General features: G+C 52.9%; 17 protein-coding genes. 10 read left to right on the forward strand and 7 right to left on the reverse strand.

Annotation, left to right across the window (positions count from 1 at the left end):
* Window positions 1-30 precede the first annotated feature (30 nt).
* A complete protein-coding gene (gpmI, locus tag PCI15_RS18665; protein ID WP_271271421.1) occupies window positions 31-1,581 on the reverse strand; it encodes a 2,3-bisphosphoglycerate-independent phosphoglycerate mutase in 1,551 nt (516 codons plus the stop codon).
* A gap of 367 nt (window positions 1,582-1,948) precedes the next feature.
* Here gpmI and PCI15_RS18670 point away from each other — a divergent pair, with 367 nt between their 5' ends.
* From PCI15_RS18670 to secB, 3 genes are read left to right on the forward strand one after another with little or no spacing between them, the layout of a single operon-like run.
* On the forward strand, window positions 1,949-2,362 hold the full coding sequence (locus tag PCI15_RS18670) for a rhodanese-like domain-containing protein (protein WP_271271422.1): 414 nt from the start codon (window positions 1,949-1,951) through the stop codon (window positions 2,360-2,362).
* A 4-nt stretch (window positions 2,363-2,366) separates the two neighbouring features.
* The gene (grxC, locus tag PCI15_RS18675) at window positions 2,367-2,621 is read left to right on the forward strand and encodes a glutaredoxin 3 (RefSeq protein ID WP_271271423.1); all 255 of its coding nucleotides are present in this window, start codon (window positions 2,367-2,369) and stop codon (window positions 2,619-2,621) included.
* Window positions 2,622-2,647: 26 nt separating this feature from the next.
* Entirely contained in the window at window positions 2,648-3,133 is a 486-nt protein-coding gene (gene secB / locus PCI15_RS18680; protein ID WP_271271424.1) for a protein-export chaperone SecB, read from the forward strand.
* A gap of 79 nt (window positions 3,134-3,212) precedes the next feature.
* Here secB and PCI15_RS18685 read toward each other — a convergent pair whose 3' ends face one another.
* The 5 genes from PCI15_RS18685 to glnL all read right to left on the reverse strand — a co-directional run bounded on the left by PCI15_RS18685 (window position 3,213) and on the right by glnL (window position 7,138).
* Window positions 3,213-3,677, reverse strand: a complete 465-nt coding sequence (locus PCI15_RS18685; RefSeq protein ID WP_271271425.1) for a YehS family protein — start codon at window positions 3,675-3,677, stop codon at window positions 3,213-3,215.
* A 54-nt stretch (window positions 3,678-3,731) separates the two neighbouring features.
* Complete coding sequence (locus PCI15_RS18690) at window positions 3,732-4,058, reverse strand: hypothetical protein (RefSeq protein WP_271271426.1); 327 nt, start codon at window positions 4,056-4,058, stop codon at window positions 3,732-3,734.
* 27 nt (window positions 4,059-4,085) lie between these two features.
* The gene (gene trmL, locus PCI15_RS18695) at window positions 4,086-4,550 is read right to left on the reverse strand and encodes a tRNA (uridine(34)/cytosine(34)/5-carboxymethylaminomethyluridine(34)-2'-O)-methyltransferase TrmL (RefSeq protein ID WP_271271427.1); all 465 of its coding nucleotides are present in this window, start codon (window positions 4,548-4,550) and stop codon (window positions 4,086-4,088) included.
* 64 nt (window positions 4,551-4,614) lie between these two features.
* Window positions 4,615-6,030 carry a nitrogen regulation protein NR(I) gene (ntrC, locus tag PCI15_RS18700; protein WP_271271428.1) on the reverse strand — a complete coding sequence of 472 codons (1,416 nt, stop codon included), beginning with the start codon at window positions 6,028-6,030 and terminating at the stop codon, window positions 4,615-4,617.
* Window positions 6,023-7,138 (reverse strand): nitrogen regulation protein NR(II), encoded by a 1,116-nt coding sequence (gene glnL / locus PCI15_RS18705; protein ID WP_271271429.1) that lies wholly within the window; start codon window positions 7,136-7,138, stop codon window positions 6,023-6,025. The genes ntrC and glnL overlap by 8 nt, the downstream gene beginning before the upstream one ends.
* A 659-nt stretch (window positions 7,139-7,797) precedes the next feature.
* Between glnL and PCI15_RS18710 the strand changes: the two genes are divergently transcribed.
* Window positions 7,798-8,367 (forward strand): porin family protein, encoded by a 570-nt coding sequence (locus PCI15_RS18710; RefSeq protein WP_271271430.1) that lies wholly within the window; start codon window positions 7,798-7,800, stop codon window positions 8,365-8,367.
* Window positions 8,368-8,437: 70 nt separating this feature from the next.
* Here PCI15_RS18710 and glnA read toward each other — a convergent pair whose 3' ends face one another.
* Window positions 8,438-9,841: a glutamate--ammonia ligase gene (gene glnA / locus PCI15_RS18715; RefSeq protein ID WP_271271431.1), complete on the reverse strand. Its 1,404-nt coding sequence runs from the start codon at window positions 9,839-9,841 to the stop codon at window positions 8,438-8,440.
* 639 nt (window positions 9,842-10,480) lie between these two features.
* On the opposite strand from glnA, the gene typA reads away from it, so the two are divergent.
* The 6 genes from typA to bioA all read left to right on the forward strand — a co-directional run bounded on the left by typA (window position 10,481) and on the right by bioA (window position 18,058).
* Window positions 10,481-12,298 (forward strand): translational GTPase TypA, encoded by a 1,818-nt coding sequence (gene typA, locus PCI15_RS18720; protein WP_271271432.1) that lies wholly within the window; start codon window positions 10,481-10,483, stop codon window positions 12,296-12,298.
* A 148-nt stretch (window positions 12,299-12,446) separates the two neighbouring features.
* Window positions 12,447-13,397 carry a prolyl aminopeptidase gene (pip, locus tag PCI15_RS18725; protein ID WP_271271433.1) on the forward strand — a complete coding sequence of 317 codons (951 nt, stop codon included), beginning with the start codon at window positions 12,447-12,449 and terminating at the stop codon, window positions 13,395-13,397.
* 240 nt (window positions 13,398-13,637) lie between these two features.
* On the forward strand, window positions 13,638-15,116 hold the full coding sequence (gene nhaC, locus PCI15_RS18730) for a Na+/H+ antiporter NhaC (protein ID WP_271271434.1): 1,479 nt from the start codon (window positions 13,638-13,640) through the stop codon (window positions 15,114-15,116).
* A 185-nt stretch (window positions 15,117-15,301) separates the two neighbouring features.
* The gene (gene dtd, locus PCI15_RS18735) at window positions 15,302-15,739 is read left to right on the forward strand and encodes a D-aminoacyl-tRNA deacylase (protein ID WP_271271435.1); all 438 of its coding nucleotides are present in this window, start codon (window positions 15,302-15,304) and stop codon (window positions 15,737-15,739) included.
* A 3-nt stretch (window positions 15,740-15,742) separates the two neighbouring features.
* The gene (locus PCI15_RS18740; protein WP_271271436.1) at window positions 15,743-16,636 is read left to right on the forward strand and encodes an AEC family transporter; all 894 of its coding nucleotides are present in this window, start codon (window positions 15,743-15,745) and stop codon (window positions 16,634-16,636) included.
* 111 nt (window positions 16,637-16,747) lie between these two features.
* Window positions 16,748-18,058, forward strand: a complete 1,311-nt coding sequence (gene bioA / locus PCI15_RS18745; protein ID WP_271271437.1) for an adenosylmethionine--8-amino-7-oxononanoate transaminase — start codon at window positions 16,748-16,750, stop codon at window positions 18,056-18,058.
* Window positions 18,059-18,073 lie beyond the last annotated feature (15 nt).

Consider the following 18,073-nt stretch of genomic DNA (forward strand, 5'->3'; position numbering starts at 1 on the left):
TGGCCGCGTTGTGACTGGCGGCCATATTCATCAGCTGAAACGCACCAGCGACTGGCCGGTCATTTCTGCAGGTTTATCCAGCCCCATCAGATCCAGTAATGACGGTGCCAGATCACACAGGGCACCATCTTCCAGACTCAGCTGAGCATGACGGGGGCCGTCATAAATCAGTGCTACCGGCCAGTTAGTATGTGCAGTATGCGCCTGACCGGTCTTCGGATTGACCATCAGCTCCACGTTACCGTGATCTGCGGTGATCAGGGTTTCACCGGCAACGCTCTGCATAGCTTCCAGCACCTGACTGATTGCACCGTCAATGACTTCAACCGCCTTAACTGCCGCATCAAAGTTACCGGTGTGGCCAACCATATCCGGGTTCGCAAAGTTACAGACAATCAGGTCATACTTGCCACTCTTAATGGCTGCAACCAGCTTCTCGGTTACTTCCGGTGCACTCATTTCCGGCTTCAGATCGTAAGTAGCGACGTCCGGTGACGGCACCAGAATACGGTCTTCACCGGCGTACGGATTTTCCTCGCCACCGTTGAAGAAGAAGGTCACGTGGGCGTATTTTTCAGTTTCGGAAATCCGTAACTGGGTCCGGCCCAGATCAGAGAGGTATTCACCCAGGCTGTTAGACAGTTTATTAGGCGGATACGCACAGCTGGTTTTAATCGTTGAGGCATATTCGGTCATCATGACGAAATCCGCCAGTGCCGGGACGCGGCTGCGCTGGAAACCGTCAAAGTCAGTATCAACAAAAGCACGGGTAATTTCCCGGGCGCGGTCCGGACGGAAATTTGCACAGATCACCGTATCATTATCGCGGATCAGCCCCACCGGCTGGCCGTCATCACCAATGATACAGGTGGCGGCAACAAACTCGTCGTTCTCATCCCGCTCATAAGCATTGGCCAGTGCGTCGGCAGCCGAGGTTTCATAATGCGGCGCCAGACCTTTGGTCATAGCATCGTAGGCGGTCTGCACCCGGTCCCAGCGGTTATCACGGTCCATGGCATAGTAACGGCCCACGATGGTTGCCAACGCACCGGTACCCAGCTCAGCAAACTTCTTTTCTGCCGCTTCAATTGATGGTTGCGCACTGCGCGGTGGCATATCACGGCCATCCAGAATGCCGTGCAGATAAACCTTGCTGACACCACGTTTTACCGCCATTTCCAGCAACGCAAAAATGTGTTCTTCATGACTGTGCACACCGCCCGGCGACAGCAGTCCCATCACATGCACCGCACCGTCAACCGCTTTGGCTTTATCAATGGCACTCACCAGCGCTTCATTTTCAAACAGGCTGCCTTCTTCAATGGCCTTACTGATACGGGTGTAGTTCTGGTACACCGTACGGCCGGCACCAATATTCATATGGCCCACTTCGGAGTTGCCCATCTGACCGTCCGGCAGCCCAACCGCCATCCCGGAAGTGGCAATGCGGCTGTTTGGCGAATTGGCCATCAGACGATCCCAGGTCGGGGTATTCGCGGCCATCACGGCGCTGGATTCTGTGGCTTCGACGCCGAAACCATCAAGAATAATCAAAGCTTTGGTGCTACGTTGCTCGGTCATGGGTGATCTTTTCCGGTGTGTGACTGCCCGGCAGCAAACATCAGACAGGCTGATACGGGCTTTTTAGCTGATATGTAAGACCGCGCATTTTACTTGGAATTCCTTCATAAGGCGAACCCGACAAGTGCCTGCGGTGAATTTTTCCTGACCCTGAAAGTCTCCCAAAGGCACAACAGAAGGAATCCTCAGGAAATCATCATTATTTAGCCTCAGCCTGTTACCTCGACAGCAAACGCGGGGTATACTTGGCCGCTTTACAGATTTTAACTGCGGCTTGAGCGGCCGGCCGGTTTCGGCAACTGCTGCTGAATGTCGCCACTTTTTCTAAATATTGCGGCTGAATAAAGCACATCTAAAAAGGTTTACGATGGAACAAGTGATCGAATTCGCAACCAATAACTTCATGCTGATTATCGCCTGGGTTCTGACCCTGGGCATGCTGATCTTCACCGAACAGCGCAAGGGCGGTAAGGCCGTTAACACCCATGAAGCAACCCGCCTGATCAATAAAGAGAATGCGGTCATTCTGGATATCCGTCCGAAGAAAGAATATGACACCGGCCACATTACCCATGCGATTCACATTCCGGTTAACGAACTTGATACCCGCATGACTGAAATCAACAAGCATAAAGACAAGCCTGTTATTGTGGTCTGCAACCTTGGCCAGACCGCTGGCGCGGCCACCAAAAAACTGATGACGGCCGGATTCAGCAATGTCGTTAAACTGTCAGGCGGTATGACAGAATGGAAGGCACAAAGCTTGCCTATTCTGAAGTAACTCCATGACTGATATTACAATCTACAGTAACGGCTGGTGCCCATTCTGCCGTCGCGCCAAGATGCTTCTTGAACACAAGAACGCAGCGTACACGGAAATTGACGTTGAACGTCAGCCCGGTGCGCGGCAGGAAATGATTGAACGGACCAGACGCACTTCTGTGCCGCAAATATTTATCGGTGATTACCATGTGGGCGGCTGCGATGACCTGTTCGCCCTGGAACACCAAGACAAACTTGACAGCCTGTTACAGGGCTGATCATCGACTGACATTAAGGATTTAACATGGCTGAGAACGAACAAGCGCAACAGGAACAGGCAGCACCACAGTTTGCTATCCAGCGCATCTACACCAAAGACTCTTCTTTCGAAGCGCCAAACTCCCCGGCAGTGTTCACTAAGCAATGGCAGCCGGAAATCGGTCTGGACATGAACACGTCAACCAACAAGCTGGAAGACGGTGTTTACGAAGTTATCCTGACCCTGACCGTAACGGCAAAGAACGCTGAAGAGAACGCTTTCCTGGCTGAAATCCAGCAGGCAGGCATCTTCACCATTTCCGGTCTGGAAGAGCAGGAACTGCACCACACTCTGGGTGCTTTCTGCCCGAACATCCTGTTCCCCTATGCCCGTGAAACTGTGGACAGCATGGTTAACAAAGGCAGCTTCCCTGCCGTTATGCTGGCACCGGTTAACTTCGATGCCCTGTACGCTCAGCAGATGCAGCAGCGCATGGCAGAAGCGGAAGGTACTCAGGAAGCGCAGCACTAAACTGCCTCGTACCCGTACAAAAAAGGCCGGCTGCAATAAACAGCCGGCCTTTTTTATTGTGCCACATATATGTCTGACATCAGACAGCCGGGCGATACTTCAACTGTAACCCTTTAAGAAAGTTACGCAGAATCTGCGCTTTGCATTCACGGTAATGCTTATGCCCCGGCTTGCGGAAGAAAGCACTCAGTTCATGCTTACTGATTTCTGACCCGCCCAGCGCCAGGATTTCCAGTACATCTTCAGCCTGAAGATTCAATGCTATTTTAAGCTTCATAAACACAATGTTATGCGTCAGCCTTGACTCAGGCACCGCAGCAGGCCCTTCCCGCTTACCCCGTTTTTCGTTAATAAAGCCATTCAGAAAAGTCGCCAGCAACTGATCTTCACACAGGGCAAAATCAGCATCGTCATCCTTTTTCAGCCAGTCACTCACCTGACTGCGGGTAACTGTCAGGCCGGCAGCGGCAAAGACAGCGATCATGCCATTGTCATCAATATCAAAAATATAGCGGACACGGCGTAATACATCATTGTTAGTCATATCGAATTCCGATCACCAAAGTGAATAATGTGGAAAATATCTACAGTAAATTTATCAGGTATTTTGTTTAGCCAGCCAGGCAGCCGCCTGACCATTGTCTATCATCAGCTGCAACCCGGAAGCCGGTACCGGCAGCATACCCAGCATGGCGGTATGCGGAATCTGATGTTCGGCCATTAGTGCGGTAAACCTATCAGACATGACCGCCACCGGTAACTGCTGATGCTGCAGTGACAGAATATTAATCATCTGCCCCCGGATACCGGCAAAAGTTAGCTTTACTCCGCCAAAACCGGTCGCCCTTAACCAGCACTGCTCACGGTCCGGCGAATATTCCGGCGGTGCCAGCTCAGTAATCAGCCAGACTTTTGATTGCGCCATGATCTATTCCCCTGTCAGACATACTGTTTAAACCTGGCCACCAAACCCTAACTGGCGCCATGCTTCATAAACCACCACCGCAACCGTGTTTGAAAGGTTCAGGCTGCGGCTGTCCCCTTTCATCGGTAAGCGCAGTTTCTGTTCTGCCGGCAGTGCATCACGCACTTCATCAGGCAACCCTTTGGTTTCCCGGCCAAACAGCAGAATATCACCGGCACTGAACGCCGCTTCGCTGTAGTTGGCCGTGCCCTTGGTGGTCAGTGCCCAGACTTTACCCGGCTGCAACGCTGCAACACAGTCATCCAGGCTGGCATAACGTTTCACGTCGGCAAATTCATGATAATCCAGCCCTGCCCGGCGCAGTTTTTTATCATCAAAATCGAACCCCAGCGGCTCGATCAGATGCAACTGAAATCCGGTATTGGCACACAGACGAATAATATTACCGGTATTCGGCGGGATTTCCGGCTGAAACAGCACCACGTGCAGCATAAAACATCCTGATAGTTAAAAAGACTGGGCGGCAATTATAGCCGCCCGGTGAAGGGATTACAGCTCAGACATCTTCCATTGCCAGTTCTTTGATCTTCCGGGTCAGGGTATTGCGCCCCCAGCCCAGCAGTTGGGCCGCATCTTTGCGTCGCCCGCCGGTATGCGCCAGCGCTACCCGGATCATTACTTTTTCAAAGTCCGGCACAGCCGTTGCCAGTACATCCGAGCGCCCCTGCCCCAGTTCGGTTTCTACCCAGCGCTGCAGACCCGCCTGCCAGTTCATGCCGGTATCAGTACCCGCCGTTACACTGTCAGTCTGATCCGCCAGTTCGGGCGGTAAATCCGCCAGCAGAATTTCCCGGCCGGACGCCATGACGGTCAGCCAGCGGCAGGTATTTTCAAGCTGCCGGACATTGCCCGGCCAGGTCAGCCCGGCAAGAAACTCAGCGGTGACCGGGTTCAGTACTTTAGGCTCTACCGCCAGCTCCCGTGCAGAACTTTGCAGAAAGTGCTCGGCCAGCTTGGGAATATCTTCCCGCCGCTGCGCCAGCTTAGGAATATGAATGCGGATAACATTTAAACGGTGGAACAGATCTTCCCGAAAACGCCCCTGTTCCACCAGTTTTTCAAGATCCTGGTGGGTAGCGGCAATGATGCGCACATCAACCTTTACCGAGGTGTGCCCGCCAACCCGGTAGAACTCACCCTCAGCCAGCACCCTTAACAGCCGGGTCTGGGTATCGGCGGGCATGTCACCGATTTCATCCAGAAACAGGGTGCCACCATCGGCCTGCTCGAAGCGTCCCGGACGCCGGCTGGCCGCCCCGGTAAACGCACCCTTTTCATGGCCAAACAGCTCGGATTCCATCAGATCTTTGGGAATCGCCGCCATATTCAGCGGAATAAACGGCGCTGCCGCCCGCGGACTGTGCTGGTGCAACGCCTGCGCAACGAGTTCTTTACCGGTACCCGACTCACCATTGATCAGCACCGTAATATTAGACTGTGATAAACGCCCGATGGCCCGGAACACCTCCTGCATGGCAGGCGCTTCGCCAATAATCTCGGTACTGGGCTCAGGCTGTACTTCCACCAGCGATTGCTGTTCATGGGCATGTTCCACCGCCCGCATCACAATGGCAGTAGCTTCATCAATATCAAAGGGTTTCGGTAAATACTCAAACGCCCCGCCTTTATAAGAGGCCACGGCACTGTCCAGATCCGAATGGGCAGTCATAATAATAATCGGCAAGTCCGGATATTCACCGTGTACCTGCTCCAGCAATCCAAACCCGTCAATTCCGGGCATACGGATATCGCTGAGCACCACATCCGGCCGGTCTCGTTCCAGCCGGCTGAGCATGGCGTCACCACTGTCAAAAGATGTCACCTGCAGCGAGTCACTCTTCAGCGCCCGTTCCAGCACCCAGCGAATCGACTGATCATCATCAACCACCCATACATTTGCCTGATTAGCCACGTATATTCTCCTGTTGATCATGCATACCTGCAGGCAGGTCCACCGGCAGTGTCTCTAACGGTATAAGTAACTGGAAACGGGTCTCACCGGGCACCGTCTTACATTCAATCAGACCGCCATGCTGTGAAAGGATTGTCTGCGCAATCGCCAGCCCCAGACCGGTACCGGACGCCCTGCCGCTGACCATCGGATAAAAAATCTTACTGAGTAACTCTTCAGGGACACCGGGGCCGTTATCGATCACCTCAACACTGCATAACAGCCGGTGGGTTTCACTGCCCAGCGTAATGTTACGCACCACTCTTGTGCATAATGTAATGCAGGGGTCTGCAGTGTTTGCTTCCTGTAAAGCCTGCATACTGTTACGGACGATATTCAGCACCGCCTGTATCAGCTGGGTCTGGTCGCCGGCGAACTCCGGCAAACTCGGATCATAATCACGGATCAGCTTTATTGACCCGGCGGTCTCTGCTTCCAGCAGACTGGCCACGTGTTCCAGCACCGCATGGATGTTCACCGATGTCAGCTGCGGCCGGCGGTATGGCCCCAGCAACCGGTCCACCAGATCCCGTAACCGGTCGGCTTCACTGATGATCACCTGGGTATAATCATGTAACCCCGGGTCAGCCAGTTCCCGTTGCAGTAACTGCGCTGCACCGCGCAGGCCACCCAAAGGATTTTTAATTTCGTGGGCCAGCCCCCGCACCAGATTAATAGAGGTCTCATGCTGGCTGAGCAGCTCTTCTTCCCGGGAAATACGTAACCATCTGTCCCGGGGATGCAGCTCCAGCAACAGCAGTTTTTCAGACTGCTGCAACATCGGGTTAACACTGTAATCCACTGTAAACTGATGCCCGGACAGGCTGTTAACCTTTGCTTCCCGCTTAGTAAAAGGCCGCTGGTGCTCCAGCGCTTCTTTCAGCAACTGCCAGTCTTCATCCCCCAGTGTCAGCCACTGCCGTACCGGCACATGAAACAAACGGCGCTCGCTGGCTTCCAGTAACATTTCCGCCGCCGGGTTCATATACACCAGCGAAAAACGGTCATCGATAAGCATGACCGCCGTGGTCAGGTTATCCAGTAACTGCTTATATAGTTTTATGGCCATAAATATGCCTGCCAATACCTTTCCGAAGTTTGCTCTTACATGATGAAGACATAACGCCAGCTTCTCTGAACTGATCTGATATTTAGTACTGCAAGAACCGAACCAGACAACCGCCCGCCCCATACAAAGGGGTTTACAGTGCTCTGGCACACACTTTCATTCTAACAACGCACCAAAATAGTGCAAAGATATCAGCCAAGGTATTCGCTCCTAGCCGCCACAGCACCCCGGAAAAACTTACCCGCCTGCAAGAATGCATAAATAACAACGTGTTTAATAACGACGTGCTCAATGCAATCCATGACAGAATGAGTACCCCGCTACGGGGCAACACTCTGAGAACATTGACCCAAAGGCCTGAGCTGCAAATGCCAATCAGGCTTCAGCTTCAGGCTGCCTTGCTAACAGTAGCCTTTACCGCTGCCCGGTTTCAGTCTGCCCCATCCGTCCGGCGATACACACCCGGAACCTGTCGCACCAAAAAAGTGCACTGAATTTACCTCAGCTGCCGTTAATCACACCTGCCGGATAATCAATAAGAAAGAAATCGCTTCACCCTTCTCAGCCAACGCCTATATACTTGGCGCGGTTATACAGCTTACGGGCTGTAAATCATTGTCGGCATGGAGCCAAAGGCAATTATTAAAAGGAATTAAACGATGAAAAAGCACCACCCGATAATGGCCGCTCTGGCCATTTCTGTACTGTCGGTATCCGCTCTGGCAGCCCCCTATCAGGCAGGCGATGTATACCTGTTCGGCAATATCGGCCGGTCCGACTTTGATCCGTCAGTCAATACCAGCGGCTTTACTTTAGATACCACAGACAACGCCTTCGCGCTGGGAGCCGGCTACCGGATTAGCGAAAACTTTTCCGCAGAAGTGGGCTATACCGATCAGGGCAAGCTTTCTGTTAAAGACCGTTTCAATAACAAAGGCTCGATTGAAGCAACCGGTTATTTTCTCGGCCTGAAAGGTGAAATGATGGTCACCGACAGCATCAGTCTTCTGGCCCGCGGCGGTGCCTTTTTCTGGGATGCTAAAGGGAAAAACTCTCTCAGAAACACCGATGAAGATGGCACCGATCCTTATATTGCCCTCGGAGCCGCCTACCATTTCAATAAACAACTGGCCGTTGACTGGCAGATATCCCGCTATTACATGGAAGACGATGCAGGCGACAATCTGGATATCGATACCGTCAGCCTCGGCCTGACCTACAACTTCTGATTCAGCCCACGGTTCCATGCCCACAAAAAAACCTCCCGAAGGAGGTTTTTTTTTCATCTGCTATCTGTGATTAAACAGAGTAGTACAGATCGAATTCTACCGGGTGAGTAGTCATGCTGACTTTCTCGCACTCTTCACGCTTCAGCGCGATGAAAGCATCGATCATGTCATCAGTGAATACGCCACCGGCTGTCAGGAATTCACGGTCGTTATCCAGAGCACTCAGTGCTTCTTCGAAAGAAGCAGCAACAGTTGGGATTTCCTTCGCTTCTTCAGCTGGCAGATCGTACAGATCTTTATCAGCTGCATCGCCAGGGTGGATCTTGTTCTGGATACCGTCCAGACCAGCCATCATCAGTGCCGCGAAGCACAGGTACGGGTTAGCAGACGGATCAGGGAAACGGGTCTCAACACGGTATGCCTTAGGATTAGTCACGTAAGGGATACGGATAGACGCTGAACGGTTACGGGCAGAGTAAGCCAGCATTACCGGCGCTTCGAAACCCGGTACCAGACGCTTGTAAGCGTTAGTAGAAGAGTTAGTCAGCGCGTTCAGTGCTTTAGCGTGCTTGATGATACCGCCAATGTAGTACAGCGCCATTTCGCTCAGGCCGGCATAAGCATCACCGTGGAACAGGTTAACGCCATCTTTGCTCAGAGACATGTGAACGTGCATACCTGAACCGTTATCGCCAACCAGTGGCTTAGGCATGAAGGTCGCTGTCTTACCGTATGCGTGAGCAACGTTGTGTACACAGTACTTCAGGATCTGTACTTCGTCAGCCTTGGCAGTCAGAGTGTTCGGACCAACACCGATCTCGCACTGACCGGCAGTTGCTACTTCGTGGTGGTGTACTTCAATGGTCAGACCCATTGCTTCCATTGCGTCACACATAGCGCCACGCAGGTCGTGCAGGGAATCAACCGGTGGTACCGGGAAGTAACCGCCTTTAACACGTGGACGGTGACCAGTATTACCGCCTTCAATGTTGTGGCTGGAAGACCATTCAGCTTCCTGAGAGTTGATGGTGTAACCGCAACCACTGATGTTTGCATGCCACTTAACTTCGTCAAATACGAAGAATTCCGGCTCAGGACCAAACAGTGCAGTATCAGCTACACCGGTAGAGATCAGATATGCTTCTGCACGCTTGGCAACAGAACGCGGATCACGGTCGTAACCCTGGCCCGTAGAAGGCTCAACGATGTTACAGCGAACAATAATAGTAGAGTCTTCAGCAAACGGATCCATTACAGACGCGCTGTCATCCGGCATCAGAATCATGTCAGATTCATTAATACCTTTCCAACCGCCGATAGAAGAACCGTCAAACATCTGACCTTCTTCAAAGAAATCTTCATCTGCTTCGCTGGCAGGAATAGTAACGTGCTGCTCTTTACCGTGAGTATCAGTAAAACGCAGGTCTACCCAGCGTACGCTGTTATCTTTAATCAGCTTAATAGTCTCTGACATTATCGTCATCTCCACAGGTTTAAATTTGTCTGTTCCGTACCGTTACTGTCACAGCAACCGTACAGAAAAATATGTTTGCTAGGGCACTGGTCAAACGTATAAGGCTTACCGGCACCTTCGCCGCGACTACCGTTATGGGCAAGTCTAAAAGCAAAGCACGTGCCAACATTCAAAAACAGATACTGAAAACGGATAAAAAAACCGTCACTTAAACAGTATTCCCAGCATAAAACCGCCTGAAAAACCCCACTGGTGCCAATAACTGCCTGACTTTCAGAGACTTTCCTACCCGTTACCTGTTTATCTGCTTTTGCGGTACAAAACACCGTACTACAGACATTCAATAAGTGCTCTTTATAACGACGCCTCGGATCAGCCAACCACACCGCACCAATATAGTGCAAACAAAAAGCACGCGCCCCATAACAGGGCATACAGGTAACCAGCGCCGGTCGTCATTATTTTCGCCGCACAATATTACTGCAGTTTTACCGCTGTGCCCTGTGTCAGCCCGTTAAATCAGTCATTTAATGTGACATTTTGGTGATTTTTTCAAAACATGAATAAGAAACACACAGCTTTGCCCGCATTCATGTATAATGCGCGCCTTATTTATTTTGTCTGCACAGGTTCTCAGACGTGATCGAAAAACTAAGAAACATCGCAATCATTGCGCACGTTGACCATGGTAAAACCACCCTGGTCGACAAAATGCTCTCCCAGTCCGGCACCCTGGGTCGCCGTGATGAAGGCACTGAGCGTATCATGGACTCCAATGACCAGGAGAAAGAGCGTGGTATTACCATTCTGGCGAAAAACACCGCCATTGAATGGAATGACTACCACATCAACATCGTAGATACCCCGGGCCACGCCGACTTTGGTGGTGAAGTAGAACGTGTTCTGTCGATGGTTGATTGCGTATGTCTGCTGGTTGATGCGGTTGATGGCCCGATGCCACAAACCCGCTTTGTTACCCAGAAGGCATTCGATCAGGGCCTGCGCCCTATCGTTGTTGTTAACAAGGTTGACCGTCCGGGTTCACGCCCTGACTGGGTTATTGATCAGGTATTTGACCTGTTCGACAGCCTGGGCGCCACCGATGAGCAACTGGACTTCCCGATCATCTACGCGTCTGCCCTGAACGGCATCGCGGGTCTGGAAGCTGACGACCTGTCTGAAGACATGACACCGCTGTTCGAAGCCATCGTTGAACATGTTGAGCCGCCTAAAGTTGATACTGAAGGTCCGTTCCAGATGCAGATTTCCGCCCTGGACTACAACAGCTACGTGGGCGTTATCGGTGTTGGCCGTGTTACCCGCGGAACAGTTAAGGTGAACCAGCCAGTTAAGGTTATCGATTCAGAAGGTGCTGTCCGCAACGGTAAAGTTCAGAAGATCATGGGTTACCTGGGTCTTGAGCGTGTTGACGTTGACACTGCCCGTGCCGGCGACATCATCTGCGTAACCGGTATCGAAGTGCTGAACATTTCCGACACCCTGTGTGATCCTGCTCAGGTTGAAGCGCTGCCAGCACTGTCTGTTGATGAACCGACGGTATCCATGACCTTCCAGGTGAACGATTCACCTTTCGCCGGTCAGGACGGTAAGTACGTGACCAGCCGTAACATCAAGGATCGTCTGGACCGTGAACTTATCCACAACGTAGCACTGCGCGTTGAACCGGGTGACTCCCCTGAGAAATTCAAAGTATCCGGCCGTGGTGAATTACACCTGTCAGTACTGATCGAATCTATGCGCCGTGAAGGTTTTGAGCTGGGTGTTTCCCGTCCGGAAGTAATCCAGAAGGAAATCGACGGTGAGATTCAGGAGCCTTTCGAAGTTGTCATGATTGATGTTGAAGATCAGCATCAGGGCAGCATCATCGAAGAGCTGGGCAAACGTAAAGCAGACATGACCAACATGGAAGTTGACGGTAAAGGCCGTGTACGCCTGACCTTCATGATGCCTTCCCGTGGCCTGATCGGTTTCCGTTCACTGTTCATGACCATGACATCCGGCAGCGGCATCATGACCTCTGTCTTCGACCATTACGGTCCGGTAAAAGACGGTGAAGTGGTCAGCCGTAACAACGGTGTACTGGTTTCCATGGTATCCGGTAAAGTACTGGCTTACTCTCTGTGGAACCTGCAAAGCCGTGGCCGTCTGTGTGTTGTACCTAACATCGACGTTTACGAAGGCATGCTGCTGGGTATTCACAGCCGTAACAACGACCTGGCCGTTAACCCGATTAAAGGTAAGCAGCTGACCAACGTACGTGCCTCCGGTACAGATGAAAACATCCAGCTGACGCCGCCAATCCACTTCACACTGGAACAGGCACTGGACTTCATCGAAGACGACGAACTGGTTGAAGTAACACCAAACTTCATCCGTCTGCGTAAGAAGATGCTGACTGAAAACGAACGTAAGCGTGCTGCCCGCGCTGCCAAGTAATTCAGCACCTGCCTGATAAGCCGGTTTTTAACCTTTAAAAACCGCTTCCCGCCCGGACAGTACTCACTGTCCGGGCTATACTCCCCCTTGCACTCAGTTCATTTCTTTAAGTAGCATCAGTACTTAAACTGCACAGCAAGGTTGCCCAATGCATACACTCTATCCGGATATAAGCCCTTATAAACTGCATTCACTGGATGTTGATTCCCAACACCGCCTGTATGTGGAAGAAAGCGGCAACCCCCGGGGAATTCCGGTACTCTTTGTTCATGGCGGCCCCGGCGGCGGCACCAGCCCCCAGCACCGCTGTTTTTTTGACCCGGAACGCTACCGCATTGTCCTGTTCGATCAGCGCGGTTGCGGGCGCTCAACCCCGCATGCAGAACTGAATAACAACACCACCGATCATCTCATCGAAGACATCGAGAAAATCCGCCAACACCTCAATATTGATCAGTTTTTGCTGTTCGGCGGCTCGTGGGGTGCAACCCTCAGCCTGCTGTACGCACAGCGCCATCCGGAACGGGTCTGCGGGTTGATTCTGCGCGGTGTATTCCTGTGCCGCCGGGAAGACATCCAGTGGCTGTATCAGCAGGGAGCAAGCGCTGTCTTTCCGGATTACTGGCAGGATTACATTGGCGAAATTCCGCCAGCGGAACATGGCGACCTCCTTACCGCCTACTATCGCCGCCTGACATCAGATAACGAGATCGCCCGGATGTCTGCAGCCAAGGCGCTGTCCGTCTGGGAAGGCCGCTGTTCAACCCTCGACCCTAAACCTAACGTGGTTGATCACTATTCCGATCCGCACATCGCCCTGGCCATGGCCCGCCTTGAAGCGCACTATTTCGTGAATGAAGGCTTCATCACCGGCAACCAGATTCTTGAACAGGCCTACCGTATCAGCGAAATACCCACTGTCATTGTGCATGGCCGTTACGACATGGTGTGTCCGCTGCAACAGGCCTATGCGCTGTATCAGGCCCTCCCGCAGGCCGAGCTGCACATTGTCCGGGACGCCGGCCACAGCCTGATGGAGCCGGGCAATATTGATAATCTGATCAAGGCCACCAAAACCTTTTCCCTCTCACTGGCCTGAATAAGTTCGTCGGGCTGAAAGTCCCCTCAGCCCGGCAATGTCCCCATGTATTTCCCACCGTAACACCCATCAAACCACGTTAAAAACTCACCCTGTAAACAACGGTTCACATTCGGTTTACAAGGTTTTACAGGGCATTCACCACCGCTCCCGGCAAAGACTTTAGTATTAATCCGTGGCTGGCCATTCGGATACTCTTTATCGCCCTGCCACAGTCTGTAACAACCCCTGGAGCAACATATGAATAATAAAATTGCTAAGCCGGGCCTCATGATGGCAATGCTGCCAATTGTGCTGACGCTGGCCATTCTCGGCATTCAACTTTTCTATTTCGGTGACTTCACCCCGCACATTCCTCTGGCGATCGGTCTGGCAATTACCGCCCTGATTGGCTGGTGCCGCGGCTATCGCTGGGATGACATCGAAGACGGCGCCCTGCACGTCGTTCGGGTAGGTTTACCTTCCATCGCCATTCTGATGACCGTTGGCATGATTGTCGGCATCTGGATCGCCAGTGGTACCGTTCCCCTGCTGATTTACTACGGTCTGAAAATCCTCAGCCCGGAAATATTCCTTGCCGCCAGCATGCTGCTTTGCGCGGTGGTTTCGGTATCTCTGGGAACATCCTGGGGAACCACCGGTACTGTCGGTCTGGCCCTGATGGGCATCGGTGCGGGTTTTGATATTCCCATGTACTGGACCGCCGGCGCGGTTGTTTCCGGGGCATTTTTCGGTGACAAGATTTCCCCGCTGTCGGATACCACTAACCTGGCTCCGGCCGTAACCGGTGTAAACCTGTTTGATCATATCCGCAACATGATGCCTACCACCGTGCCGGCCATGCTGATTGCCTTCGCGATCTATGCCACCGTTGGCTATACCCTGATCGGTTCCCAGCAGGTAGATTTCTCTAAAATTGAAAGCATCACCGGCGGCATTGCAGCCAATTTCAACCTGTCACTGCTGTTGCTGCTGCCACCCGTCGTCGTCATCGTACTGGCGCTGAAAAAAATGCCGGCGCTGCCATCGCTGTTTGCCGGTGTGCTGCTGGGTGCCGTACTGGCGGTCACCGTGCAGGGTATATCCCTGCATGACATCTTCAACTTCATGCATTCCGGCTATAAGATCGACACCGGCGTTGCAGAAATCGACGGCCTGCTCAACCGGGGCGGCATTACCTCCATGACATGGGTGATTACACTGGTGCTGATCGCACTGAGCTTCGGTGGTGCACTGGAACGGACACGCTGCCTGGAAACCCTGATCGATGCCGTGGTGCGTCGCACCCACAGCTTCTTTGGCTTGCAGGCATCGGCAACCGGCTCCGCAGTGGCAACCAATCTGGTGGCCGGCGACCCGTACCTGTCCATCGCATTACCCGGACGGATGTTTGCACCGGCCTACACTAAAGCAGGCTATTCAAAACTGAACCTGTCCCGGGCGGTCGAAGAAGGCGGCACCCTGATTTCCCCACTGGTACCCTGGAATGCCGGAGGCGCATTTGTGATTACCGCGCTGGGGCTGGGTATCGGTGACGGTAACTTTGAAAACCTGCTCTACATTCCGCTGGCTTTTGCCTGCTGGCTGTCGCCAATTATCGGCCTGTTCTACGCCGCAACCGGACGCTTCTCACCGAAAGCCTCTCAACAGGAGCTGGCACAGGCTGAAGCAGAAGAGCATGACGCGCTGAGCCTGCAGGACGCCAAATCAGCATCCTGAAAAATTAAGATACAAACTCCGCCAACGCCGTCCTAAGACGGCGTTTTTTTTATGCCCTGCCTCAGCATAAGCCTTCTGATTTTTCTGACTATTTTCTCACTGGCCTGACCACTCACTGGCCAGGCCCGACTGAAACCACTACCATGCCTTCCCTGACTTTCTGATAACAAATACAAGGCACGGCTATGAAAGCACTTATCCAGCGGGTTACATCAGCAGCGGTAGACATTCACGGTGAGCGCCACGGTGAAATCGGCCCCGGTATGCTGGTACTGCTCGGCGTTGAACGGACCGACACCACCGCCGATGCCGATAAACTCCTGAAGAAAGTGCTCGGTTACCGGATCTTTTCCGATGCCGATGGCAAGATGAACCTCAACCTGCAACAGGCCGAAGGTGGTTTACTGGTGGTTTCTCAGTTCACGCTGGTCGCAGACACCCGTAAAGGCATGCGCCCGGGCTTTTCATCCGGTGCCTCTCCGCAATTAGGTGAAGAACTGTATGACTACTTCGTCAAGCAGGCCCGTGAACTGCATCATGAAGTAGGTACCGGCCAGTTCGGCGCGGACATGCAGGTCAGCCTGACCAATGACGGCCCGGTCACCTTCATGCTGGAAAGCTGATCAATGACCGACTCCTACGCACTGGCAGAACGGATCTTTCTGACGGTTTTCCCGCTGTTTACCATCGTGCTTTCCGGCTACCTTTATGGCCGGCTGAAAAATCCGGATATGCGGCTGGCCAACCAGCTCAACATGGATATTTTCGTGCCGGCGCTGCTGTTCTTTGTACTGTCGGCCAAGTCATTCGATTTACCCGCATTTAAAACCCTGGCACTGGGCGCTGCGCTGGTTATTCTTGGTTCCGGACTGATTCTCTGGCCCCTGTGTAAACTGCTTAAGATTGCACCAAAAACCTTTCTGCCACCGATGATGTTCAGTAATAGCGGCAATCTCGGCCTGCCGCTGATCCTGCTGGCCTTCGGCGAATATGCCCTGCCCGCAGCCGTGGTGTTATTCATTGTGGAAATGACCCTGCACTTCACTGTCGGCATTTACATGATGGACCCGCGGACCAACCCGCTGAAGTTGCTGCGGATGCCCATCATTATTGCGACGATAGCCGGCCTGAGCTGGAGCAGTCTGGAACTGACCATGCCCGCCGGCATAGCGACCGCGCTGGACATGCTCGGACAGATCTCCATTCCCCTGCTGCTGTTTACTCTCGGCGTGCGTCTGATTGACGTGGACTTCAGCGCCTGGCGAATCGGTGTGCTCGGCGCCGTTCTCTGCCCGGCGGCAGGCATTCTGATTGCGTTACTGCTTCAGCCACTGTTACAACTGGAAGGTGAACAGTACGCCTATCTGCTGCTTTTCGGCGCACTGCCCCCGGCGGTCCTGAATTACATTGTGGCGGAGCAGTTTAATCAGGAACCCCGGCAGGTTGCTTCCATCGTACTGATTGGCAATATTGGTGCACTGCTGTTTATTCCCGCCACCCTGTATTTCGTTTTACGCTAAGCCCTGATCGGAAAGGTTGCGGTTTGCTTTCTCTGTGAAAGCCCGCTGTAATAGCGCCAGTTTCTTTTTTGGCGCATTACCCCTGCCCGCCTGAATAACCGGATTACCGTCATGACATCTATCACCGCAGCAGACCTCAGTTTCGACCAGCAGCATATCTGGCACCCGTATTCCTCTATGATCAGCCCGCCATCAATGTACCCGGTGGTATCCGCTGAAGGCGTACGCATCACACTGGAAGACGGCCGCGAACTGATCGACGGCATGGCCTCCTGGTGGTCTGTAATTCACGGTTATAACCATCCTGAACTGAACCAGGCGGCTCATCAGCAAATTGATAAAATGTCCCATGTGATGTTCGGCGGCATTACCCACCAGCCGGCCATCGAGCTGGCCAGACAACTGGTGGAAATGACACCGGCTAATCTGGATAAGGTATTTCTGGCAGATTCAGGCTCAGTGGCCGTTGAAGTGGCCATTAAAATGGCCATTCAATACTGGCATGCCCGCCGGGCCCACGAAGGCAAAACCAATACCAAACACCGATTACTGACCATCCGTAACGGCTATCACGGCGACACTTTCGGTGCGATGTCCGTGTGTGATCCGGTCAACGGCATGCACGAAATCTTCACCGAAGTCCTGCCTCAGCACTTCTTTGCCCCCCCGCCACAAACCGGCTTTGACGAAGAATGGGATGAAAACGACTGCGCAGAACTGAAGCGTCTGTTCGAAGCACACCATGAAGACATCGCTGCCCTGATACTGGAACCCATCGTTCAGGGGGCCGGCGGTATGCGCTTCTATTCACCTGAATATCTGAAAACCGCCCGTCATCTATGTGATGAGTATGATGTGCTGCTGATCGCCGATGAAATTGCCACCGGCTTTGCCCGCAGCGGTGCCCTGTTTGCCTGTGATCATGCGGGCATTGCCCCGGACATCATGTGTCTGGGCAAAGCGATTACCGGGGGATATATGACCCTGGCCGCCACCCTGACCACCAGCCACATCGGCGAAACCATCTCATCCGGCGGTGCCGGCTGTTTCATGCACGGCCCGACGTTCATGGGTAACCCGCTGGCCTGTGCGGTTGCAAACACCAGCCTGAAGCTGTTACGTGAATCCGACTGGAAAACCAACACTCAACGCATTCAGCAACAGCTCGAACAGGGACTTGCCCCCTGCAGGGAGCTGCACTCAGTTGCGGAAGTCCGCTGTCTGGGGGCGATCGGTGTCGTCGAGATGAAACAGCCGGTAGATGCCCGCCGCATTCAACAGGCATTTGTTGACGCTGGCGTGTGGGTCAGACCATTTGGTAAGCTGGTATATGTGATGCCACCCTATATTATGAGTAATGAGGACCTGGCGATTCTCACCGGTGCTATGCATCAGGTACTGGTGCAGATGGAAAACACATAACGTCAGGGGAACACT

The sequence above is a fragment of the Aliamphritea hakodatensis genome, from assembly GCF_024347195.1.
Lineage (GTDB): Bacteria > Pseudomonadota > Gammaproteobacteria > Pseudomonadales > Balneatricaceae > Amphritea > Amphritea hakodatensis.